Here is a 22,072-nt window from a genome sequence, read left to right as displayed (position 1 = left end):
TTCCCATTTTGGTTTCTCTGTAAATTTATATATCTTAAGTGTATCTTTAGAATAAGTTAGGACTGACGCAAAACGACAAGTTCTAGGGTCAATACCCTGGGGAAAACGTTTTGTGTCTACATGGAAACAAGGGTTTCAGCTACTGTTTACATAAGCCCTGTAGGTGTTTGAATTATCTCCTTATCCTTTGTATTAGAGTCGATGGGGAGTATTACCTCCCGCACCTCTCCTTCAGAACCGGACGTGTAGCTTTCGCTACATCCGGCTCCTGGATGTTCTCAGCTTGCGCTGTGCCTGAGTGGATGTACTGGTGGCAATGCATGTGTATAGCCACAAGATTGTTCTTTTTCCAGTTGTCATGGTTTCCGTCCTTATGGTGTAGGTTAATATCATCACCAGGTAAGAAGTTCAACCCGCAATATCCACAAATATGGTTTTGTTTTCTAAGCGCTGTAGCCGTTTCGCCAAAATATAGTTTGCATTGTCTCTTACTCCAGTAGGCGATATCATCGTCAAATGGCGACTTACCCCCTTTAACGCATACGAACTTGCCCTCTGTCCAAGAGACGCTAGGAAAGGCTTTCTTAACGAGAGCTTCAGCCCTATATTTGGTCATCTTCTTTTCGGCTAGAAACTTCTTGAAAGTTGCGTGGTTCAAGAACCAAAGTGAATCTTTGGTGCTGTCCATATTGCATCTGTCATGGTAGTTCCGCCACCCCCTGACGATGGGAGCTATTTTTTGCGCTTTTGTTTCCGCACCATAATGAGAAGTATTAGCAATACTTTTGACTTTCTTGCGGAATGCTGTGTAGTTCTCCACTGAGGGAGTACAGACAAACTTGCCGCTTCTCTGAACCTTGAAGTTCCATCCAAGGAAGTCAAACCCGTCGGTCGCTGGTGTAACCTTTGTCTTTTCTGGGCTAATTTCCATGCCGCGTTCGGCTAAAAATTCCTCAATGTTCTTGATGAATTTGCTAGCGTCATCCTGGGGTTGTAGGAAAATAATCATGTCATCGGCGTATCGGACGGCATAACCGCGTCGATAGCTCTTATTGACATCTTCGATTCCATTGAGCGCAATGTTGGCTAGAAGCGGACTGACCACACCACCTTGCGGTGTTCCTTGTTCAGGAAATTTGAGTGATATTCCTGCTTTTAGGCATCGGAATATACCGAGTTTTAGCGCTTGGGGTGCGATGAGCCTATCCATGATTGCCTTGTGGGAGATGCGGTCAAAACACTTCTTAATATCAAGTTCGATAACTCTTTTATCCTTACCGTTGCAAGAACTTCTGAGATTAATCCTGATATATTGTTGAGCGTCTTTTGCACTCCTGCCGGGTCGAAAACCATAGCTCCTTTCATTGAAGGTCGCTTCATGGGCTGGTTCGAGTGCTAGTTTTGCTAAACACTGCCATGCCCTATCAGATATAGTTGGCACTTTAAGTATTCTCACCTTCCCATTTTTTTAGGAATAGGGATTTCTTTCAATCCCTGGTGTTTCCATTCAAATGCTCCGTGTTGCAGTAATTGCAGCAGTTGCATTCTTTCGGTTTGTGTCAGTGCTTTTTGCCGTCTATACCTGCCGTTCGTTTTCCCCTATTAAGTTGGGTAACTTGACGGATAGCCAACAGTTTCGCTGAGGTGGACTTCAGAATTAGCTTTTGAAGAGATTTGGCTTTTACCAGATTGCCCTCTTTCATGGCTTTGTATATTCTTCTTTGTAACCGGAATACGTTTTTCTGGATTTTCTTCCAGGGAAACTTATTCCAAGATTCACTAGTTAAATAAGAACTGTGCCTAATCATGGTTTACTCGGTTGAATGTACTCTGAACACCCGTCAGCAGTTTTGCTGACATCTTACCCGTCACTTGGAATTCCGTTTGACATAACCTACTGAGGTTTTCGACGATTAAAATAATGCCTCAGACCAATGTGACGTTTTTACTCGTTCCGTAGCTTAGATTGTTGTGGTAGTTTAGAGCAGTCCAATTCGCCTGACTCTATCTCGGAGGATTGCGGTTAGAGGTACGATACTACCGCGAGATTTTATGAGCCGTGGTCTACATTTTTTAGTTCAGGATGTAGCCATTCCCGTAAGACGCTTTTCTAGGACTTATTTTACTCATGCTACCTCCCCCTTAACGCCAGTGTTGTTACCTGCTTGTTTTACAACTGATTGCGTCCTGCTGGCAGCTTCACTCTGCTGGGATGTCGCCCGCTCGGTGTGCCCAGGTAGGGAGTCACTTCACCTCTGAAGGGTAGGGTTTGCACCTACATCTAAAAACAGTTATAGATTTTCAGGCTTTAATCGCCTGCGAATCCACCTAACTCATACCCCTCTAGTCACTAGAGGCTCCTAGTTAGAACGAGCCGCACCAAACCAAGGGAAATTAGTTTGCTGGGGTTTAGTAGGATTCTCCTGTAACCCCTAATTGGTACTTATTTTTATCACCAAGGTTATAGAGCAATACAGTTCAGATAAGACCAAAATACTTGTAGAGACGGCGATTTATCGCGTCTTAAAACCCACGATTTTGTAGAAGTAGCGCTTAACCCAAACGTATTGGGTTATAGAATAAGATTCTTAGTTTGTCCAATCCAGCATTTGACTGGAATTCCATGTTCAAATTGTGGGATGACTCGCTCCTTTATGGCTATTGCCCAAGGCAATTTGCTTGAAGCACTGGCAGAAAATTTATTCGATCCACTTTTATTTGCCAGTTTTGTGATTGTGGCAGTTCATATTACTCTGAAACTAGTCACAAAAAGCCGAATTACAGCATTTTATTGTCATCCAGTAAAACAAAGAAAATTACAGATAATAGGGTTATTTATACTTTTGATTTACTATTTTCTCCTCCTGTATAAACTATCACAGACAGGAGAAATGTATTCTTATTTTATTAACTCACCCTTGGGTAAACTTTTTTCTTGAGTAGCTATTCATGAAAGCTATTGTGTATTCTCTACAGATTTATAGGTATAACTAGAGATTTTTGTTAAAAAATTATGAATCATACTGCTATGCTAACCATCAAACGTAAACAGCTCATCTGGATACTCTTCTTGTTGTTGGGCTTTGGCTATTTCAGCGCCATGTCTAATTTAGAAATTTACAATTTTTGGAAAAGCCTGATTGTCCTGATGCCAATGCAGGTTGCAGCTATCATTTATGTGACTTATCTACGCTGGAGTCGTCAATGACCCTTAGGAAGTACGATAAATTAATAAATTTAATAGGGTTGACATACAGTCGTAGTTCCATATTTAGCCTACGCTCAAATTAGAGACGCTTTTAGTCAGGCGTTGAATTTCTGTAGCGAATCTAAACACTTGCCATGCAACTTGTCCCAAAAACTAAGCTAGCCCCAGAACTTGGCCCAATTTTAGAGAAAATTATTCTTGATGTTGGGGGCATGAAGTGTGCTGGGTGTGTGAACGCGGTAGAACGACAGCTAACCCAACATCCAGGAGTCAAGAGTGCCTGTGTGAACCTGGCGACAGAGGTAGCAGTTGTAGAGTCAGAAACTGGTGCGGTAGATGCAGATGCACTGGCACAGCGATTAACAGCCGTTGGATTTCCAACTCAACCCCGAAAAGCTAGGGCCACAGTAGCAGGCGAAATATCTACCTTACCAGATCCAGCAGAACGACAACGCCGAGAAATGCGGTCTTCTGTTAGGCAGTTGGCGATCGCTGCAATGTTGCTGTTATTGTCGGGAAGTGGACATTTTGGTAATCTTGGTAGCTCGGTGCTGCCACTGTTAAATAACATCTGGTTTCACTGTGGATTGGCTACAGTGGCGTTATTAATTCCCGGTCGCCCGATTTTAGTAGATGGCTGGCTAGGCTGGCGGCGAAATGCGCCTAACATGAACACCCTGATAGGATTGGGAACGCTGACAGCCTACATTGCTAGTTTAGTAGCGCTGCTCTTTCCCCAAATGGGTTGGGAGTGCTTCTTTGACGAACCAGTAATGATGCTGGGCTTTATTCTTTTAGGAAGAACATTAGAGCAACAAGCTAGAGGTCGCGCTGCTGCTGCATTTAGGAAATTGCTAGCACTTCAGCCACAGGTAGCGCGATTGATTGCCAACCCAGAAAAAGGAGGAGTGGGATCTTCTAGTGTAGAGATTCCTGCCGAACAGGTGCGGGTTGGTGAATGGTTACAGGTGCTGCCAGGCGATAAAATTCCTGTAGATGGTGAAGTGGTGCTTGGTCAAACAACAGTCGATGAATCCATGTTGACTGGGGAAGCCGTGCCAGTAATTAAGCAACCGGGAGATTCGGTGACAGGCGGTACACTAAACCAGTCAGGAGCGATCGCTATTCAGACAACCCGGACTGGAAGTGATACAACTCTAGCTCAAATTGTTGCTTTAGTAGAAGCCGCCCAAACTCGGAAAGCCCCAGTACAAAAGTTAGCCGATACAGTAGCTGGTTACTTCACATACGGGGTGTTAACAGCATCTTTATTAACATTTGTCTTTTGGTACTTTTTCGACACTCATCTTTGGACTGATATCGCCATGTCTGGTGAGATGGAGATGATGAGCCACGCTATACATCAAGCTCCCCGCTCCCCTTTATTAATTAGTTTAAAACTAGCGATCGCAGTTATGGTAGTTGCCTGTCCCTGTGCTTTAGGACTTGCTACCCCAACAGCTATTCTTGTTGGGACTGCTATGGGCGCAGAACGGGGTTTGTTAATCAAAGGCGGCGACGTTTTAGAAAAAGTACACCAGTTAGACACTGTAGTATTTGATAAAACTGGTACTCTGACCACGGGTCATCCCATCGTGACCGATTGCTTGTTAATTTCAGAAACGGGAAGTGGGAATCCCTACTCTCTAATCCAACTAGCAACAGCCGTAGAAAGTGGTACTCACCACCCTCTAGCAAAAGCGATTCAGCAAGAAGCACAGAGACAAAAGTTATCTATTCCAGAAGCTGTGGACTTTCACACGGAACCAGGATTAGGAGTGTCTGCTGTGGTAGAGGACACAGTTGTACTGTTGGGTAACTGGGATTGGTTGAGTTGGCACGGTATTTCAATTAGTGAAACTGCACAACAGGTAGCACAGGATTTGGCAACAGATGGTAAAACAGTCGTTTGTGTAGCAGTTGGGGGAACTCTAGCCGGATTAATTGCTGTTTCTGATACCCTTAGACCAGATGCCCAATCCACTGTAGACAAATTGCGTCAGATGGGATTACGGGTAATGTTGCTCAGTGGCGATCGCCTAGAAGCAGCTAGCGCCATAGCCAAACAACTAGGATTAGATAGTGCTGATGTCATAGCAGGTGTTCCCCCAGCGAAAAAAGCAGCTGCAATCAAGAATTTACAACAAGCAGGGACAAAAGGAACTCCTAACTCCTCACTCCTCACTCAGCACTCAGTAGTCGCAATGGTAGGAGATGGAATCAATGATGCTCCAGCTTTATCTCAAGCAGATGTAGGAATTGCTTTGCACTCCGGGACAGATGTGGCAATGGAAACTGCTGAAATTGTCTTAATGCGTGATCGCTTAAACGATGTAGTCGAATCTATTCAGCTTAGTCGCGCCACCTTCAACAAAATCCGCCAAAATTTATTCTGGGCTTTTGCATATAATACAGTTGGCATTCCTTTAGCAGCAGGTGTTTTGTTCCCTAGTCTGGGTTTTGTCCTTAACCCATCTGGCGCTGCTGCATTAATGGCTTTTAGCTCTGTTAGCGTCGTCACAAACTCAATATTATTAAGACGATTAGCTCGTCACTCGTAGAATACTTTGTTGAACCTAAAATTTTCCATAACAAATCTTAGTCATTCCCATCTCAACTTAACAATTTTTAATTCGTAATTACTAATGACGTTCTCTACGATACGCTGTGCATAGCTTGCTTCTTGTAAAAAACGTCATTACGAATTCGTAATTATTTGTTACACTGAGCCGAGATTCAGGTTTTACGCAGATCGCAAAGCCTGTTAAGACACCTACAAAAGCTATCATAGCTACTGGAGTAGAACGACCAAGCTCTACTCTTTCAAGGTATTATGCAATTTTAAAGCTTATTTAGATCAGCACCACAGACTAACGGTGCCCGAAAATGGCAAAATACGATACGAAACAAATCTTGTTAAATCACAGTTCCACCGATTTGTCAATGGCAGCAGAAACTAATGAAAACCATCTACTGATTATTGAAGACGATCAAGGTCGCAAAGAATTTTCTTTGGAGCAACCCGTCTACTCTATCGGTAGAGACCGCGAGTGTAATATCCGTTTGATGTCTCAGTTTGTCTCCCGCCGCCATGCCACATTAGTCAGATTGCCACGAGAGCATAATAGTCATAGCTACTATTACCGGATTGTAGATGGCGATGCCAAAGGTAAGGCTAGTTCCAACGGTTTGATGATTAATGGACGTAAAATCCCAAACCACGATCTCAGAAATGAAGACGAGATCGTTTTTGGCCCTCAAGTCCGTGCCATTTATTACCTTTTGAAAAATCAATACCGTTGCCAATTTACGAGGGTTCAACACCTGTGGAAAGGGGATGAATACGTCCCAAAGAAGTGAGCTTGGCAAAAATTTGGGCTAGTAAAATAGGCTCAGGCTTTTGAGGAAGTATTTTTAACATTTCATGAACATATCGAAAACCACGGTAATAAGCTTTCAGGTCAATAATGCCAGAACCAGGATTATGTTTACGGAAATCAGCTAGAAGATGATGGGATAAATTGACCATAAAGAATGCAATATTAGCAGCATTAGTCACAGCAGTTTGGCTCAGATTCATAAAATCTTCCAAGCCCCAGAATTGCTTGGCATCCCGAAAATTAAACTCGATTTGGAAACGAAGCTTGTAATAGTCAATAATTCTGTCAGCCGTCAAATCTAAGTCGCTGGAAAATAAAATTACATGGCTACGTATATTGGCTTTAAGATTAGTTTTGACTAAAATAACTACATTGAGAGACTGAGCAAATTCTTTGTGAAGAAGAGTAGCTTGATAAATATCAGTTTGAATTCCATCTTCAATATCACTTTTACACAAATATTTCTCAGGTAGATTACGGTAGTCTAGTTTTTCCCCGTATTTACGACGAGAACGTTTATTCGAGTCAGGATTTTCATAAGGGATGTATAATGCTGAATCATGGCGCAGCTTGGAAATTATGTGCAAGTTAACTTGTCGTACCATCTGCAAGGCATTGTTGTTACCAAAATGACCATCTACTACCAAGTATGTCAAGGGGATAAAGTTAGCTACTAGCTCAAATAGTGAGTTAATCATCTTTTTAATTAACAAGAGTTCAGATGTTAATATCACTTCGGTTTTGTTTTTATTCTTACTGCCTTTCGGTCGTCCCCGTCCACGTTTCTCTTTAGCTTTTACTTTTTTGATTGGCAAGGTGTTATTTATTTGGGCATCACTTTTAATTACCTGTTCTATTCCAATCGGAAATGATTGCCTTCCTTCTACGCTTACTAATGACAATACGAAGAAAGATAAACCATTAATTGGTTTACTAGCCAGGCTAGAAAAAAATCTATCTACTCCGTAAGTTTGCTTCCCCGATTTACTAACTACAACTTCATCTCCTGCAAGCAAATACACATCATTTTTTCGCCACAAATGTTGACGAAAAAACAGCCAAAACAATGTTGCCCAAGGTATTACTGTAGAAAAAAATCTCCCCATTGTCCGATAGCTACCGCCATCACCTGCCCAACGGGCAATTCCCAACATCGTGACTCGACCACTTAGAGCTAACATTGCCAGGATAATTTGGTTCAATTGCCGCATCGTTGTCGCGTTTATCTGCGGTAGCAGGCATTGCAGGAGTGATAAGATATCGGGCATGGGTTGATTGTGGCTTTTGAGTTGTCGTTTGGGAAGACAATAACTCTACTACATCAGCCCTCTCTCTTCACCCTCTGATTTTGGCTAAGGTATTGAAAAATACTCAGCGTTTGGGACAAACGGATTCGAGCGAGTACGACATTACACTAATAAACCCCGGTATGGCCGAGGATTTAGAGGATCTGGGAGATTGAATTATAACTACCAACCACAATTTGACACTCTCACGGCTTTAAGCCGTGGGATTGTCAATTCAATTACCAAAGCTATCCTGCAATACTTTCAATCAAATGCCAATGGCGGCTACTTTCAATAGCCTGCTTGATAAATTCAAACATTTGTCGGCAGTAATTATCTAGTTGGAGAGGTAGTTCTTCATTTTTAATCACAATACTCATCCGGGTTTCTGTTTCAGTAGATTTTGATTTATCAACCAGTACTTCTACTGTGATCAATTTAGGAAAAGGAACATTACCAGGAGTCTGACGAGCGATAATGTAATCGCCCGTGTGGTATTGAATATCCAACTGACAGTCCTGTAGAAGTTCTACAAGTAACGGCAACAGATGGTCACTAGCAACAGAAACAATAAACGAACAGGTATAGCGAGCCATAATAGCCCCACGCCTTGCAACACTCCGTCCATCCTATAATACCGAAGCATCTAAACGGAAAGTCATTCAAAAAGCAAAGTTTTTGAGTTTTGAGATTAGGCATCACCAGATATACATCTGACTTACGCAAAACTACACGCTGTAAGGGTAATTAATGAATTGCCGCTACTTTAGAATCAGGGTTTTGGCTATTATTTGCATCTGATACAGTTGCATCTGTTCTATCCATAAAGAAAGTGCTGTCGGCTGAAAGGTCGATCAAAAACTTTACAATAAGAGTTTGGCTGAGGTAGAAAATGAATGAAAGTAGCAATTACTGGAGCAACAGGATTTGTCGGTAGTATTTTGGTACAACGACTCCACGGAAAAGGTCATAAAATAGTAGTATTAACTCGGAACACCGCTTTTGCTCAAAAGGTTTTTCCATCTGAGGCTTTCCCCAATGTAGAAATTGTTGCCTATACACCAAATACATCTGGTTCTTGGCAAAGTGTCATAGCTAGTTGTGATGGCGTAGTTAATCTGGCAGGAGAACCTATTGGTGAAGGGCGCTGGACACCAGAACGCAAACAAGAAATCCTCAATAGCCGAAAGTTAGGCACACAAAAAATAGTTGAAGCAATAGCCAACGCTAACCCCAAGCCAACTGTGTTAATTAATGCTTCGGCTATTGGCTACTATGGCACCAGTGAAACGGCAAACTTTGATGAAACAAGCCAATCTGGTAACGATTTTCTCGCCCAGGTCTGCCAAGCCTGGGAAGCAGAGGCGACAAAAGTAAAAGATGCTGGTGTACGACTGGTAATTCTGCGTTTTGGGATTGTTCTGGGCAATGGTGGGGCTTTAGGTAAAATGATTCCGCCTTTCAAACTCTTCGCTGGCGGTCCCATTGGCAGTGGTCGGCAATGGTTCTCATGGATTCACGTAGACGATTTAGTTAACTTGATTATGCAAGCTTTAACTAAATCGGAAATAGAAGGCGTATACAATGCTACTGCCCCTAACCCAGTTCGAATGGCAGATTTAAGCCAAACTTTGGGACAAGTGATGAATCGCCCTTCTTGGTTGCCCGTTCCGGCTTTTGCGATCGAAGCTCTTTTAGGAGACGGGGCTATAGTAGTTTTAGAAGGTCAGCAAGTCCTTCCTAAGCGCACCGTGGAAACAGGATTTGAGTACAAATATCCTAATTTACAGTCAGCACTAAGACAAATTCTTGCGTAGAGTCAAAGGGAATGGGGAAGAGGCAAGGGATCGGGGAGCAAGGGAGAATAGTTTTCCCCTCAGTAAGAGCAGCATCCTACCCCTCTGCCTCTTTTCAATCCCCAATTGCTTTATTCTTGACTAGAGAGAAATTTTTTGGAAACCCAACTGATAATACCACTGAGAATTGCACCGCCCATGAGGATGCCGATCGCTGGGTTAAATACGGGTTGCCAAAGTTGATGCCACAAATCTAAACCCAAATTTACTCCCACAGAATCACCGATCGCTGCGATCGCTAACCAGACAAAGCCAAACAAAACCAAAAAAACATCTGCAACTAAAACTGTGTTTAGCCAATTTAACAATTTATCTTTCATGATGGGGGATGGGGGATGGGGCATGGGGGATGGGGCATTGGGCATTGGGCATGGGGCATTGGGCATTGGGTTATTGATTCATCTCCCTCATCTCCTAGTCCCCACTGCCCATCCTCTACTCTTCAAACAGCCAATTTTTGACTTTTTTCAAACTCTGCCAATCTGGTTTTCTAGTCAAACCATCTTCAATACTGTTTTTTATTTCATCTTGCCACTCTTCATTGACAAAAATTAGCTGCTGTGCAATGTCAATATGTTCTCGTAAACCTTTTTGACCTGTTTCTAGCATTGCTAAAGCGATATTGACTCTAGCCTGTGGATCTTGTGGATTTAGCTTGACTGCCTTCTGTGCAGCTTTGTAAGCCAAGTTGGGCTTGTTATCGAGTAGATACAACCACGCCAAACAGATCCAAGCAGCACTTGTTTTAGGAGCGCGATCGCACACTTCTTTAAATACAGGGATTAAAGAATCTACTGCCTCTCCTGCTTTATAGCGTTCTAAACCTGTATCAAACAGGGATTCAACTGTTTGAGTCATAGTAAGTTTGTCAATAATCATTAGTTAATAGTCATTAGCCATGATTCAATAGTCATAGGGCAATAGTCAAGAGTTAGAAAACCTTGACTCTTGACTATTGAGGGCGAGTTCAATCAATGGTGGAAAACCTCGCACGCGATCGGCTCCTCTTGGCTAAACCCCAAATGACTTGCCACAACCGCAAGTTTGGTTGGCATTAGGGTTAGTAAATTGAAAGCCACCACCAATCATGGCATCGCTGTAATCGAGCATTAAACCGTAGAGATATAAGAGACTCTTGCGATCGCTGACAATTTTGAAGCCATCATAGTCAAAAACTTCATCCTGCGGGGTGATCTTGCTAGTGTCTTCAAAGTCCATCATGTAAGACATCCCAGAACAGCCACCCTGACGGACTCCTACCCGTAAGCAGAAGTCTGTGCCTTGCTTGTCTCGGAGGGATTTTACCTGGTGCAATGCGGCTTCGCTCAACAGAATTCCGCGTTGTTGAGACTGAATTGCTTGTGTCATCTGCTTTTTTCACTCCTTAATTAGTCTAAGCTTTACCCGATATCGGCTTGTTAATGCCTCTGGGTTTCCTAAGGTGTTTTTGTATTCATTCTAGCGGCTTAGATGTTGTTAGATGCCAAATTGTAAACACTCCGTTAAAAGCAGCCAAAGGTTTTTATTCTAGAATTGAGAGACTCAGTGTGTTTAGAGATTCGGTATTTTTGGAGTTCAAGCATGGCTTGTCCCAGAAGCAACTATCTTTCAGGTGCAGCCATAAAAACCTAATCCGAGGCTAGCTATCCCCCAAAGTTTACTTCCAAATTGCTTCTTTTGATTAACTTACTTTATGACAAGTTTTAATCGCTCTACCAGTCGTCGCTTGAAGAAATTAACTCAAATTCCTTCTGTATGGGAGGGCGATCGCCGTCCGTTGTCATCACCAAACCAGCACTCAAACTCTGAGGAAAAGGGAGAATGCATTCTTTGGGTAGATTACTCTCAAGGTGTTGTCAGAGGAATGGACGTGGTAGCTTCAGATGTTGGTCCAGAAGCAATAGTTCGTACTTTAATGCGAGCAATGGAGCATCCCCACAGTCCGGCAAGACCTGCTAGGCCCCAAAGAATTGTAGTCAAAGACCGCGAGATCCAATTTTACCTGCGGGGAGTGCTGCAAGATTTGGATATCGCCATTGACTACGCACCAGAACTGCCTTTAATTGACGAACTATTTCGCGGGTTCGCTGACATCCTCGATAGTCAAACCCCTGACTTACCCCCACAGTATGCACAAATCTTGCGAGAGAAAGCATTTGCAATTTGGCAAGCAGCACCTTGGGAATTTTTGGAAGAACAGCAAATTTTGTCAATCGAGATTAATAAGTGGGATGTTGGCACACTCTACGCCTCAGTCATGGGAATGCTGGGAATGGAGTATGGGATTTTGTTTTATCGCTCAGAAGACTCTTTAAAACAGTTTCGCACCGCAGTTTTACAAGATGAAGAATCAACGGAGCATCTAGAAGAAGCGTTTCTCAAGCAAGATTGCCTATTTCTGACCTTTGAGAGTGCTGATGAAGACGAAGATGAAGATGATGACGAAGAAAGTGATTTGGCGGATCTGCCATTATCAGAAATTGACCCCACTTTCGGTAATATCCACCCCTTAGAAGGACTGCGGTCTGTTTTGTATGACGAAGAAGCGCTGGTAATCTTCGTTGCCATCGAAAGCCTAATCCGCTTTATTCGCGATCACCGCCGCCATTTGCATGAGGATATCTTCCCTACCCTCAGCCGTCGTTATCGCATCTCTCTGCCGCAGTCGGAAGAATCAATTAAATCTGTGGCTGTGACAGTCTCTACCATGCCGCAGTTAGCAGCAGAATTAGAGGAAATGGCAGGTTTTGGTGACGATGATGAGGAAATTGATAACCTTAACTCCGCAAACTTCCAATCATTGCAAGATGACTTGATACCGGAAGACTCCTTTCTCAGCTTAGGCGTAGTGTCCTGGGAAATGTTGGATCACCTCCGTAAGGGGGTAACTTACCATAAGGCTGGTGAAATTAAACAAGTGGGTGACGGTTTGCCGGTGATTTTAATTCAAACTTCTCGCCCCAAGGCTAAAACTGTAATTGAAAGAATTGAAGCAGCAGGCGGGCTGAGAGCAATTTGCTTTAATCCAGGTGCCGATCCTTTCGATGGCGATCGCTACGATCTGGGTTTATTGCAAACTCAAAATGGTGAATTGTTCCTATTTGGTGAATTTTTAGATGAAGATCCTATTCATGTAGAAGCCCGAAAAAAATGGAATCAGAGGTGTAAAAATACTAAGGGCTACTGTGGCTTAATCATTGCTAAAGGATTAACAGGAGCTTCCCGTGGCAATCCTCAGTTACGAGACATGATGGCTTTGTTTGAAACGCGATCGCTTTCACCGAAAGATTTAGGTATTGGCACTCTCCAACTCATGCCCCAACTCAAATTGGAATAGTTGCATTCATCGCCGTAATCTGACATTAAGGATTACGGCTATAAGAAATTAAGTTGATATATATTTGATTCGCATATTAACCAGATTAAACGCTGAGAAGGTGGTGCCATTGCTGAGTGCTAAATAGCTTAGTGCATACTTAGCATTGATGCACCTATTACGGCAAGGCGGAAGTTTATCTAACTTTGTTAATTGGGTGTTAGCTGCATTTCTGCGAAGGTTTACTAGTAAATATCCCAGGATGGCAGCTAACTTTACCTAAATTTCATGAAGTATCTATATTTTCATAGTTTTTCAGCAATTTCATCTGGATGTTTATCAGTATAAATAGGTACAAATTACTAGTTAACTATTTACGAAGTTGGGTTTAATCAAACTTAGTTGACGCACTTCAATATCAGAATCTTTTTTTAACAACTTTTTGAGCTTAGGAGGTTGTTCTATATAAATATCATTAAGCAAAAGCTCATATTTATCTCTTTTTCTTTGTAATTTTTTTATAAAGTGTGAAAATGAGTTTTTTTAGTGCCTAAATAAAGTTTATTTAAAGCCCGTAAATCATAGCTATAATGAATACACTCAATAACAATATTGAAGTACAAAATTGCTTTTATGCTTACATTTACTAATCAATAGGGATTTAAATGCAAGATTTTTTTAGCAGCAGTTTTTCTCTTAGCTTAGACATGAAAAGGCAGTTTAAAGTAAGTTTTTTAGCGTATTAATTGGCTAAAAATAATTCTCGTAACCTCAAATAGGTGAATACGAGGAATTGAAACAATACTGGCTTTCAAACAAATTATATCGCTAGGGGGAAGAGAAAAAATATCTAAGATTTCATCATATATTTCCGGGCACTTAGTGTAAAAACATGAAACAAAACTAAAATATTATTATCGGCGGCAGTCAAGTAACAGCACGTCTATTCTTGGTTAATTTTTCTGGGTGAAATTACAGGTAATTCTGTAAGATTTACCAAAATATTTGGTTTTTTATACCCATGAGCTGAATCTTATACCCTTGTTGATGACTACAACATTAGCACGGTAAAGTAATCAGTTTAATTGCAGTAAGCCAAAAACCTTAACCGTTTAAGTCGCTCTTAGCTTATTGGTTACAGATGGATGTTTGCTATAGAGTGATCGCTTATTTGCCTACTTTTAAGTGATTGTTTTGGAGCTGTATATCTCGCCTTAAGCCGCCTGTAAAACACAATTTCAGCCTGACAATGATTCTAAAGCTTTATTTTCATCTGTTATACCAGATGTTCTCATCAAGTGGGTTTGGCAAACTTGGTTAAGATATAAGGTCAAATTATTTCGATAGAGAATAATTTTGCAAATCTTGATTGAGTCAACATTCTCTATCTCAAATTCATTTATAGAAGTTCATTGCCAGGCTTTACTGATGCTGTTAGTAGGATTATTCTCCTCAGAAGGAACTATGTGCTGTTTTTGCTGTCAAAATAGTAACAAATAAAGTGTAGTTTTTTGATTTCTTTAGAAAATTATGAATCCTTTGACAAAACGACAATTTTTAATATTAATGGTATTACTTGTTTCCTGAGACAAATTCTGATAATCTTATCGGTTCCCTCTTTAATTTAGACTCTTTCGACAATCTAGATATACAGCAGATAGCATGATAATGACAAATAAAAAATGGGCCGTTAAACGCATAACAGTTAATCTCGCAACGCAGGAAGCGGAAAAACTAGAAAAATATTGCCAACAAACAGGTAGACCCGCAACTGATGTGATTCGCGAACTGATTAGAAGTTTGCCTGTCTCCGACGATGGCAAAGATATAAACAAGTAAGAACATACTTTCACTACTTACTAGATAACTGCTTTGCCACCAACAAAATAGCTCTGATACTTTTTTGGGTGTGCCGCAATGGACAATAATTTGTCTAGCTGATACAGACGCGTTTTGCTCGCGTCTGGTCAATTCCGGGGACTAAAATAAGTAATTAAAGAGGTTTTAGTATCTACATTGCTTGCCTTAATATGCTGGTAGAGTTGATATTGAGTAGCAAATTCCGACACCAACCCAGTTACAATCTGTAAAGAAACTGAAAAGGAACGACGGAATGCGTGTTGCAATCGTAGGTGCGGGACTTGCTGGACTAGCAACCGCAGTAGATCTAGCTGATGCTGGTTGTGAAATAGAGATTTTTGAGTCTCGTCCGTTTGTGGGTGGTAAAGTCGGCAGTTGGGTTGATGGAGATGGCAACCATCTAGAAATGGGGTTGCATGTTTTTTTCGGGTGCTACTACCAACTATTTGACTTGATGAAGAAAGTGGGGGTGTTAGAGAACTTACGCCTCAAGGAACATACCCACACTTTTATTAATAAAGGGGGACGCACTGGTGGTTTGGATTTTCGCTTCTTTACAGGTGCACCTTTCAATGGCTTAAAGGCATTTTTCACGACTTCTCAACTATCGTTGCAGGATAAATTGCAAAATGCGATCGCTTTGGGTACTAGTCCAATAGTTCGCGGATTGGTAGACTTTAACGGGGCGATGAAAACCATCCGCAACTTAGATAAAATTAGCTTTGCCGATTGGTTTCGCAGTCATGGTGGGAGTAATGGCAGCATTAAGCGGTTATGGAACCCTATTGCTTACGCTCTGGGATTTATTGATTGTGAAAATATGTCTGCCCGTTGTATGTTAACCATATTTCAGTTATTTGCGGTCAGAACTGAAGCTTCAGTTTTGCGAATGCTGGAAGGTTCTCCATCTGAATATTTGCACAAGCCCATTTTGGAATATTTAGAAGCCAGAGGCACTAAAGTTTATACGCGTCGGCAAGTGCGAGAAATTCAGTTTATAGAGTCAAACGAACAAACCCGTGTCACTGGTATAGCAGTTGCCCAAGGTGATGCAGTCGAAACGATTACTGCTGATGCTTACGTTTTTGCCTGTGATGTTCCAGGAATTCAACGTATCCTACCCCAGGAATGGCGTAAGTGGTCAGAATTTGACAATATTTACAAACTGGATGCAGTACCAGTGGCTACAGTGCAGTTACGCTTCGATGGTTGGGTAACAGAACTCAACGATAAAGAGCAACGTAAACAGCTAAATCACGCGGCTGGAATTGATAATTTACTGTACACAGCCGATGCTGATTTTTCGTGTTTTGCGGATTTAGCGTTAACTAGCCCTGCTGATTATTATCGCCCAGGACAGGGATCTTTGTTACAACTAGTGCTGACACCGGGAGATCCGTTTATTGCACAGGGTAATGAAGCGATCGCACAGCATGTCCTCAAGCAAGTCCATGAACTGTTTCCTTCGTCGCGGGAGCTAAATATGACTTGGTATAGTGTAGTAAAACTTGCTCAGTCTCTCTACCGAGAAGCGCCAGGGATGGATGCATATCGTCCCAACCAAAAAACACCAGTAGATAATTTCTTCCTTGCAGGGAGCTATACTCAGCAAGATTATATTGACAGCATGGAAGGTGCTACTATTTCTGGACGGCGGGCGGCAAAAGTGATTTTGGAGAGTTTGAAGAGATAACGTAGACACGCAGTGGCTTGCCGCAGGCTACCGCCAAGGACGCATACTCCTACAGAGAAGCAAGCTACGCGTAGCGTCTCGTAGGGAAGAACGCAAAGGAAGAAGAAGAGAAATGTCAGATTGGTTAGAGCATACTGTGCAGGTAGAAGTAGAGGCCCCCATAGATTTAGTATGGAGCCTCTGGTCTGATTTGGAGCAAATGCCCCGGTGGATGAAGTGGATTGATTCGGTGAAAATTCCGCCAGATAATCCAGATATATCCCTTTGGAAATTAAAAACCGGCAGTCTAGAATTTAATTGGCAATCCCGAATTCTCAAAGTTATTCCCAACCAAATTATCCAATGGGAATCGATTGATGGTTTGCCTAATCAGGGAGCGATTCGCTTTTACGATCGCCACAATAGTAGCATTGTTAAAATGAGTATTTCCTATGCTATCCCCGGCATGATTGGCAAAATCATGGATAACTTGTTTTTGGGACGGATAGTTGAATCGACGATTCAAGCTGATTTGGAAAGGTTTAAAGAGTATGCGCTCAATGTTAAAGCTAATTGATATAGATAGTAAAAACACGCAGTAGGGAACAATATGTGCGATCGCTCATATTGTGCAACATTATTTACGACCTAGTAAATTTCTTCTCTACTTTTTTATCTGACCTTCTGAACTTAGAGGGTTAAAAAATTACCAAGTGGGATCGCTAAACAAATTAATCGTCAATTTCTCGCGTGTCGGTACTGCGGTGATACAAGCGCGGATGATCTCTCCATCCTCTAATTCGACGGTGCAAGCGTGACAAGACCCCATTAGACAACCGGTGGGAATAAATACTCCAGCCCGGTCTGCTACATCCAAAATGGCTTCTCCCACTTCGGCATCTACCGTCACATCATCTGGTAAAAAGTGGACACGAACAATCATGAATCTTACGCTTTTGATTTGAAATTGATTCGTAAGGGTTGTTATTTGTCATTTGCCTTTTGTCTTTACAAATGACAGATAACCATCTTAACGAAAAAAAGTGCAATTTCTTTTATGCAACTTACAGTAATTTCAAACATGATTGTGACAGATGAATTCACTACACCTAGATTTAGAAAGCTATTTTCAATCCAAAATCTAAAATTAAAAATGGTATCAGTTTAAGACAAAAATGGAGTTAAGTCTAAATGGCTTTCTACTTCAGTGGCTAAGGAATCCAAAATCTGCTCTCGCTGTTCTCGGTAGTTAGCAACACCAGTAGGCAAAGATTTTAAACCGCGCTGTTGACGGAGGCGATTTAACCAAGCGCGTCGCCAAGGGCCGTTATCAAAAAGCCCGTGGAGGTAACTTCCCCACACCGATTGACAACTATCCACTAATCCTAAATTAATATCGTCAAATAGGGCATGGTAGGATTGAGGATCTATCCCTTGCTGCTCGATGCGCGATCGCCCTTGGTGAATTTCAAAGCCATTGACTGGCAAGCCCTGTTGTGGATAATTTGAGCTAACTTGGCGCTGCCGGGCGATTTTTTGTCCGGTAATTACGGTTCTAATTGGTAAAAGATTTAACCCTTGAAATCTGCCAGCTTGTCCTTCTATTCCTTCTGGATCGGCGATGATTTGACCGAGCATCTGATAGCCACCGCAGATACCTAAAACGGTTCCGCCAGAGGCAGCATAGTGTTGAATAGCTTCTGCCATACCGCTTTTTTGCAGCAGTAGTAAATCAGCAATTGTGGTCTTTGTGCCTGGGATAATTACGGCATCAGGATGTCCTAAATCTTGCTTAGGGCTTAAGTATTTCACTGAAACTGTGCTTTCTGATTCCAGGGGGTCGAAATCGGTGAAATTGGCAATTCTGGGTAAGCGGATAACGGCAATGTTGAGGTCTGTTTGGGCTTTACTTGACGACGATTGACGTTCTAGCAAATCCAGGGAGTCTTCGGTTGAAAACACTTCTTGCAGGTAGGGTATAACACCGATAACAGGAATACCTGTGCGTTCTTCTAACCATTTTATCCCCGGATCTAAGAGCGATCGCTGTCCTCGAAATTTGTTAATTACTACACCCTTAATTAGAGCGCGTTCATCTGGTTCCAATAACTCTAAGGTTCCTACCACATGGGCAAAAGCACCACCCCGATCGATATCAACTACTAACATTGTTGGTGCATTCAAATATTTTGCCACTCGCATATTAGTTAAATCGCGGTGCTTGAGGTTAATCTCTGCTGGACTACCGGCACCTTCACAAACCAATAAGTCAAATTCTGTTCCTAAATGTTGTAGCGATTCTTCAATTGTCCGCCACCCCAGTTCAAAATATTGCTCGTAGTAATCTGAGGCACTTACTTTCCCTACAGACCTACCTTTGATAATTACTTGAGAAGTCATATCCCCTTGAGGTTTGAGTAAAATTGGGTTCATTTCTACCCAAGGCACGACTCCCGCAGCCCAAGCTTGCACTGCTTGGGCATAGCCAATTTCTCCACCACTGGCAGTAACATAAGCATTTAAAGCCATATTTTGACCTTTAAAGGGAGCCACTCGCCAGCCACGCCGCGACAGAATGCGACAAATAGCTGTGGTTAAAAGTGATTTCCCTGCGTGGGATGTTGTCCCCACCACCATAATTGATTTCATAGTTGCTATTAGTTAGTTTTTCAAGATACAGAGTGAATTTTTAGGAGCGAACAATAAGCGAGCAGGAAGACATGAGGGAGTAGGGGAAGAAATAATACACCATACCCCACACCCACCATTAGCATCACAAATTTCAATTAGATGATTACGGTAAAGACTTCATGAATAAATGTGATGTTTCCGTATATATTATTCCCTTTGATTGCCTAATGCTAACTCTTTGGTTTTTTATTCTAAAAGGGTATCCGTAACCAACGAATCACAGCATCGAATAAGCGATCGCGCCATGAAGGTGTCCGCCAGTTTTTTCCGTGGTATTGTTCAACCATCTGGCGACCCAAGGGAGTGAGCCGAAAACTATCTGTAATTCCCTGTCCATCGACTTCTCGCCGCAATACACCCACTTGGATTAGCCAGCCCAAGGCGTTATCACAGGCTAATTCTGATAAAGGGCGCTTGGTATAGCCCTGTTTGAGTCCATTTTCCAGAGCGATCGCAGTTACTGAAACACTCTGGTGTCCCATGACTTCAAATAAAGATAAATTGAAGGGCGAACACACTAGCGATCGCTCGGCTCTTTTTACTGTGCTTTGAGGATAGACAAAAATATTTGGGTTTTGGGAATCAGCAGCAGCCATTTTGTAGGGGGAGAAATTTTCTTCTTAAAAAGATTAATTCAAGAATATATTTTTTCTTGTACTATATACCTCATTTAAGCAAAATTAGTTACCTGAAGTATAGTTATGCTATTTTTTAGTAATTATATTTAATGATTATAAATTAATGTAAAATTTCAAGTGCACCAACAATCTGAAACAGGAAAGGTTAATTATGCCTCTAGCAGTTGGTACGGATGCACCTGCATTTACCGCCAAAGATACAAACGGCAACACAGTATCGTTATCTGACTTTGCTGGAAAGACCGTAGTTTTGTATTTTTACCCCAAAGATGACACGCCAGGCTGCACCAAACAAGCCTGTAGTTTTCGGGATGCCCAATCTGAATATCAAGGTAAAGATATTGTAGTGTTGGGAGTCAGTGCTGATGATGAAGTCTCTCATCAAGCATTCACCCAAAAATATAATTTGAATTTTCCCCTACTGGCTGATTACGACAAATCCCTCATCACAGCTTTCGATGTGGATGGCGGTGGTTATGCCAAGCGCGTCACTTACGTAATTGACCCCAACGGTAAAATTACTCATGTTGACAATGCTGTAAATACTACCACCCATGCTAGCGATATTTTAGCGGCACTTGGGCTGTAGTTTTTTACCCCAATAACTAAGGATTTTTTAATCGTCTCAACCCCAAGTCCTAATAGTCTGTCAAGTTTAAATTGATGGTTCAACAAGTTTGTATCTAGTAAGGACTTTAGTACTTATTTTCTAAGCATTAAAGTGCTGACTACAAACCCACAAAACTAGCTGACAAAGTATTAGAGGCTTGGGGTTCTTTGTTTGACTTCAGTTACCTGACGGTAATGGCAGTGTAAACGATGGCTGCGTAACCGATGGCGAAGCGGGGGTTGCTTGTTGTGGTTGACCTCCTTGTTGAATTCGTTTTTGTTGCCTTGCTTTAAAGGCTGCTGCGGCTGAGTCTAATTGTTCGTTTTGTTGGTCAGAATTCCAGTTGAGAGTCCCGAAATTCGCCCGATGAATCAGGTCAAACATATTGAAATTGTCTGAGTTTGAGCGGGCGAAGGGATCGGTATTTTGGTCTGTTGTACTATTACTAGGAAAAGCATCGGCAGGGCTGCTGACTTGAGCCGAGCTCGGTTGAGCCATGAGCAAGGAAGCAAAGCTAATTCCTGCCAGGGTAGCTACAAATAGTCTAGGAATTTGTAAAAATGGTTTTTTCATGGGATTTTGACCCTAAATAAAATTGCTCTATTTTATCTCTTTAAGCAAGAGTCCGCCGCAGTTGGGGTTGAATGCTCAGTAAGGCGACAAGGGCGAACCCTAATAATACCAGCAACGCTCCCCCAAAGGTAACATCACCCCAAGGAGCCTGCATAACTACACTACCTAATCCCCAACTACTGTGTAGATACAGATAGCGAATTGGTTCGATCGCATAGCTGAGAGGATTCAGGGTAGCGATAACCTGTAACCACCGAGGCATGAAAGATAAAGGAGCCAAAGCAGTACTAGCAAACAATAATGGCAGGTTAGTGACAAAAATCACTGCAATCAGTTCAATGTGTCCGGGTAAGGCGAAAGCCAAACCGAGGGAGATGGCTGTTACGCCTAAAGCTAATAAGAGGACAATTAGAGCGATCGCACTTAAACCGACTGCATCGGGTAGTCCAGCGCCCAAGAACGCCGCCGCCGCTACAATCACGGCTGCTTGTAGCAAACTTTGGCTGATGATAAAGATTGCCGAAGCAAAGACTATGGAAAACCGCGATGCTAACGGTGCTACCAGCAAACGGTTCAAAAAGCCGAACTCGCGGTCAAACATCACCGGTAAACCAGCATTCAGCGCCCCAGCAAAGGCTGTAAACACAATAATACCAGCAGCTAAAAATTGTCCGTAATTTGTTGTATTGCCAAATATACCCTTGGGGGCATTTTGGAACAAAGCACCAAACAGTATCAACCACATGACTGGCTGAATAATTCCGGCAACCAAAGTTGAGGGACGGCGTTGCAACTGAATAAACAAGCGACGAGTTAAAGCCAACGTCTCTTGTACCAATTCACCAAAAAAGTTAGGTGCAGCATTAACATCTGCTTGTGGCGATGCTAGTGACTGCCAATTGATATCAGATTTAGGAGTAATGCTCATAGAAATTTTGGATTTTGGATTTTGAATTTTAGATTGGGGATTGGGCATGGGGCA

22 protein-coding genes and 1 pseudogene are annotated in these 22,072 nt (G+C 42.1%); 11 read left to right on the top strand and 12 right to left on the bottom strand.

Going from position 1 to position 22,072, the window contains the following annotated elements:
• Positions 1–211 precede the first annotated feature (211 nt).
• Together NPUN_RS02615 and NPUN_RS44980 are read right to left on the bottom strand one after the other, a co-directional pair.
• The gene (locus NPUN_RS02615; protein WP_473989785.1) at positions 212–1,441 is read right to left on the bottom strand and encodes a group II intron reverse transcriptase; all 1,230 of its coding nucleotides are present in this window, start codon (positions 1,439–1,441) and stop codon (positions 212–214) included.
• Between the two features lie 118 nt (positions 1,442–1,559).
• Positions 1,560–1,808, bottom strand: a complete 249-nt coding sequence (locus tag NPUN_RS44980; protein ID WP_473989784.1) for a reverse transcriptase N-terminal domain-containing protein — start codon at positions 1,806–1,808, stop codon at positions 1,560–1,562.
• An 846-nt stretch (positions 1,809–2,654) separates the two neighbouring features.
• Here NPUN_RS44980 and NPUN_RS02610 point away from each other — a divergent pair.
• From NPUN_RS02610 to NPUN_RS02595, 4 genes are all read left to right on the top strand, one after another.
• Complete coding sequence (locus NPUN_RS02610) at positions 2,655–2,939, top strand: DUF2752 domain-containing protein (RefSeq protein WP_234711033.1); 285 nt, start codon at positions 2,655–2,657, stop codon at positions 2,937–2,939.
• A gap of 74 nt (positions 2,940–3,013) precedes the next feature.
• Positions 3,014–3,208, top strand: coding sequence for a hypothetical protein (locus NPUN_RS02605; RefSeq protein WP_234711032.1), 195 nt, complete (start codon positions 3,014–3,016; stop codon positions 3,206–3,208).
• A gap of 134 nt (positions 3,209–3,342) precedes the next feature.
• The gene (locus tag NPUN_RS02600) at positions 3,343–5,769 is read left to right on the top strand and encodes a heavy metal translocating P-type ATPase (protein ID WP_012407309.1); all 2,427 of its coding nucleotides are present in this window, start codon (positions 3,343–3,345) and stop codon (positions 5,767–5,769) included.
• 325 nt (positions 5,770–6,094) lie between these two features.
• Positions 6,095–6,568 carry an FHA domain-containing protein gene (locus NPUN_RS02595; protein WP_052304551.1) on the top strand — a complete coding sequence of 158 codons (474 nt, stop codon included), beginning with the start codon at positions 6,095–6,097 and terminating at the stop codon, positions 6,566–6,568.
• Here NPUN_RS02595 and NPUN_RS02590 read toward each other — a convergent pair.
• Positions 6,516–7,856 (bottom strand): IS4 family transposase, encoded by a 1,341-nt coding sequence (locus NPUN_RS02590; protein WP_012407308.1) that lies wholly within the window; start codon positions 7,854–7,856, stop codon positions 6,516–6,518. The two genes, NPUN_RS02595 and NPUN_RS02590, sit on opposite strands and share 53 nt — an antisense overlap.
• A gap of 89 nt (positions 7,857–7,945) precedes the next feature.
• Here NPUN_RS02590 and NPUN_RS42940 point away from each other — a divergent pair.
• A pseudogene (locus tag NPUN_RS42940) lies at positions 7,946–8,050 on the top strand (FHA domain-containing protein); the annotation flags it as partial.
• A 72-nt stretch (positions 8,051–8,122) separates the two neighbouring features.
• On the opposite strand, the gene NPUN_RS02585 reads toward NPUN_RS42940, so the two are convergent.
• On the bottom strand, positions 8,123–8,470 hold the full coding sequence (locus NPUN_RS02585) for a hypothetical protein (RefSeq protein WP_012407307.1): 348 nt from the start codon (positions 8,468–8,470) through the stop codon (positions 8,123–8,125).
• A 300-nt stretch (positions 8,471–8,770) separates the two neighbouring features.
• Between NPUN_RS02585 and thyD the strand changes: the two genes are divergently transcribed.
• The gene (gene thyD, locus NPUN_RS02580; protein ID WP_012407306.1) at positions 8,771–9,691 is read left to right on the top strand and encodes a thylakoid membrane protein ThyD; all 921 of its coding nucleotides are present in this window, start codon (positions 8,771–8,773) and stop codon (positions 9,689–9,691) included.
• Positions 9,692–9,801: 110 nt separating this feature from the next.
• On the opposite strand, the gene NPUN_RS02575 is transcribed toward thyD, so the two are convergent.
• The 3 genes from NPUN_RS02575 to NPUN_RS02565 form a co-directional block, all read right to left on the bottom strand.
• On the bottom strand, positions 9,802–10,050 hold the full coding sequence (locus tag NPUN_RS02575) for a hypothetical protein (protein WP_012407305.1): 249 nt from the start codon (positions 10,048–10,050) through the stop codon (positions 9,802–9,804).
• Between the two features lie 115 nt (positions 10,051–10,165).
• Entirely contained in the window at positions 10,166–10,588 is a 423-nt protein-coding gene (locus NPUN_RS02570) for a tetratricopeptide repeat protein (protein WP_041565861.1), read from the bottom strand.
• Between the two features lie 153 nt (positions 10,589–10,741).
• On the bottom strand, positions 10,742–11,098 hold the full coding sequence (locus NPUN_RS02565) for an iron-sulfur cluster assembly accessory protein (protein ID WP_012407303.1): 357 nt from the start codon (positions 11,096–11,098) through the stop codon (positions 10,742–10,744).
• Between the two features lie 325 nt (positions 11,099–11,423).
• Between NPUN_RS02565 and NPUN_RS02560 the strand changes: the two genes are divergently transcribed.
• The 4 genes from NPUN_RS02560 to NPUN_RS02545 all read left to right on the top strand — a co-directional run bounded on the left by NPUN_RS02560 (position 11,424) and on the right by NPUN_RS02545 (position 17,155).
• Positions 11,424–13,067: a DUF6930 domain-containing protein gene (locus tag NPUN_RS02560; RefSeq protein ID WP_012407302.1), complete on the top strand. Its 1,644-nt coding sequence runs from the start codon at positions 11,424–11,426 to the stop codon at positions 13,065–13,067.
• Between the two features lie 1,641 nt (positions 13,068–14,708).
• Entirely contained in the window at positions 14,709–14,885 is a 177-nt protein-coding gene (locus NPUN_RS02555) for a ribbon-helix-helix domain-containing protein (RefSeq protein WP_012407301.1), read from the top strand.
• 274 nt (positions 14,886–15,159) lie between these two features.
• Positions 15,160–16,599, top strand: a complete 1,440-nt coding sequence (zds, locus tag NPUN_RS02550; RefSeq protein ID WP_012407300.1) for a 9,9'-di-cis-zeta-carotene desaturase — start codon at positions 15,160–15,162, stop codon at positions 16,597–16,599.
• A 112-nt stretch (positions 16,600–16,711) separates the two neighbouring features.
• Complete coding sequence (locus NPUN_RS02545; protein ID WP_012407299.1) at positions 16,712–17,155, top strand: SRPBCC family protein; 444 nt, start codon at positions 16,712–16,714, stop codon at positions 17,153–17,155.
• A gap of 129 nt (positions 17,156–17,284) precedes the next feature.
• Here NPUN_RS02545 and NPUN_RS02540 read toward each other — a convergent pair whose 3' ends face one another.
• The 3 genes from NPUN_RS02540 to NPUN_RS02530 all read right to left on the bottom strand — a co-directional run bounded on the left by NPUN_RS02540 (position 17,285) and on the right by NPUN_RS02530 (position 19,865).
• Entirely contained in the window at positions 17,285–17,521 is a 237-nt protein-coding gene (locus NPUN_RS02540) for a 2Fe-2S iron-sulfur cluster-binding protein (RefSeq protein ID WP_012407298.1), read from the bottom strand.
• A gap of 221 nt (positions 17,522–17,742) precedes the next feature.
• Positions 17,743–19,227 carry a cobyric acid synthase CobQ gene (cobQ, locus tag NPUN_RS02535; protein WP_012407297.1) on the bottom strand — a complete coding sequence of 495 codons (1,485 nt, stop codon included), beginning with the start codon at positions 19,225–19,227 and terminating at the stop codon, positions 17,743–17,745.
• A 233-nt stretch (positions 19,228–19,460) separates the two neighbouring features.
• Complete coding sequence (locus NPUN_RS02530; protein WP_012407296.1) at positions 19,461–19,865, bottom strand: Npun_F0494 family protein; 405 nt, start codon at positions 19,863–19,865, stop codon at positions 19,461–19,463.
• 193 nt (positions 19,866–20,058) lie between these two features.
• Between NPUN_RS02530 and NPUN_RS02525 the strand changes: the two genes are divergently transcribed.
• On the top strand, positions 20,059–20,496 hold the full coding sequence (locus NPUN_RS02525; RefSeq protein WP_012407295.1) for a peroxiredoxin: 438 nt from the start codon (positions 20,059–20,061) through the stop codon (positions 20,494–20,496).
• Between the two features lie 198 nt (positions 20,497–20,694).
• Here NPUN_RS02525 and NPUN_RS02520 read toward each other — a convergent pair whose 3' ends face one another.
• Together NPUN_RS02520 and NPUN_RS02515 are read right to left on the bottom strand one after the other, a co-directional pair.
• Complete coding sequence (locus NPUN_RS02520; protein ID WP_012407294.1) at positions 20,695–21,090, bottom strand: hypothetical protein; 396 nt, start codon at positions 21,088–21,090, stop codon at positions 20,695–20,697.
• A 40-nt stretch (positions 21,091–21,130) separates the two neighbouring features.
• On the bottom strand, positions 21,131–22,018 hold the full coding sequence (locus NPUN_RS02515; protein WP_041565859.1) for an ABC transporter permease: 888 nt from the start codon (positions 22,016–22,018) through the stop codon (positions 21,131–21,133).
• Positions 22,019–22,072: the final 54 nt, after the last annotated feature.

It is taken from the genome of Nostoc punctiforme PCC 73102, from assembly GCF_000020025.1.
Taxonomy (GTDB): Bacteria; Cyanobacteriota; Cyanobacteriia; order Cyanobacteriales; family Nostocaceae; genus Nostoc; species Nostoc punctiforme.
This window is presented reverse-complemented; position numbering and strand designations above follow the sequence as displayed.

Bases quoted from the DNA above. Each gene is read 5' to 3' on its own strand.
- NPUN_RS44980 (WP_473989784.1), bottom strand. From the start codon at position 1,808: ATGATTAGGCACAGTTCTTATTTAACTAGTGAATCTTGGAATAAGTTT.
- NPUN_RS02610 (WP_234711033.1), top strand. From the start codon at position 2,655: ATGGCTATTGCCCAAGGCAATTTGCTTGAAGCACTGGCAGAAAATTTA.
- NPUN_RS02605 (WP_234711032.1), top strand. From the start codon at position 3,014: ATGAATCATACTGCTATGCTAACCATCAAACGTAAACAGCTCATCTGG.
- NPUN_RS02600 (WP_012407309.1), top strand. From the start codon at position 3,343: ATGCAACTTGTCCCAAAAACTAAGCTAGCCCCAGAACTTGGCCCAATT.
- NPUN_RS02595 (WP_052304551.1), top strand. From the start codon at position 6,095: ATGGCAAAATACGATACGAAACAAATCTTGTTAAATCACAGTTCCACC.
- NPUN_RS02590 (WP_012407308.1), bottom strand. From the start codon at position 7,856: ATGCCCGATATCTTATCACTCCTGCAATGCCTGCTACCGCAGATAAAC.
- NPUN_RS02585 (WP_012407307.1), bottom strand. From the start codon at position 8,470: ATGGCTCGCTATACCTGTTCGTTTATTGTTTCTGTTGCTAGTGACCAT.
- thyD (WP_012407306.1), top strand. From the start codon at position 8,771: ATGAAAGTAGCAATTACTGGAGCAACAGGATTTGTCGGTAGTATTTTG.
- NPUN_RS02575 (WP_012407305.1), bottom strand. From the start codon at position 10,050: ATGAAAGATAAATTGTTAAATTGGCTAAACACAGTTTTAGTTGCAGAT.
- NPUN_RS02570 (WP_041565861.1), bottom strand. From the start codon at position 10,588: ATGACTCAAACAGTTGAATCCCTGTTTGATACAGGTTTAGAACGCTAT.
- NPUN_RS02565 (WP_012407303.1), bottom strand. From the start codon at position 11,098: ATGACACAAGCAATTCAGTCTCAACAACGCGGAATTCTGTTGAGCGAA.
- NPUN_RS02560 (WP_012407302.1), top strand. From the start codon at position 11,424: ATGACAAGTTTTAATCGCTCTACCAGTCGTCGCTTGAAGAAATTAACT.
- NPUN_RS02555 (WP_012407301.1), top strand. From the start codon at position 14,709: ATGATAATGACAAATAAAAAATGGGCCGTTAAACGCATAACAGTTAAT.
- zds (WP_012407300.1), top strand. From the start codon at position 15,160: ATGCGTGTTGCAATCGTAGGTGCGGGACTTGCTGGACTAGCAACCGCA.
- NPUN_RS02545 (WP_012407299.1), top strand. From the start codon at position 16,712: ATGTCAGATTGGTTAGAGCATACTGTGCAGGTAGAAGTAGAGGCCCCC.
- NPUN_RS02540 (WP_012407298.1), bottom strand. From the start codon at position 17,521: ATGATTGTTCGTGTCCACTTTTTACCAGATGATGTGACGGTAGATGCC.
- cobQ (WP_012407297.1), bottom strand. From the start codon at position 19,227: ATGAAATCAATTATGGTGGTGGGGACAACATCCCACGCAGGGAAATCA.
- NPUN_RS02530 (WP_012407296.1), bottom strand. From the start codon at position 19,865: ATGGCTGCTGCTGATTCCCAAAACCCAAATATTTTTGTCTATCCTCAA.
- NPUN_RS02525 (WP_012407295.1), top strand. From the start codon at position 20,059: ATGCCTCTAGCAGTTGGTACGGATGCACCTGCATTTACCGCCAAAGAT.
- NPUN_RS02520 (WP_012407294.1), bottom strand. From the start codon at position 21,090: ATGAAAAAACCATTTTTACAAATTCCTAGACTATTTGTAGCTACCCTG.
- NPUN_RS02515 (WP_041565859.1), bottom strand. From the start codon at position 22,018: ATGAGCATTACTCCTAAATCTGATATCAATTGGCAGTCACTAGCATCG.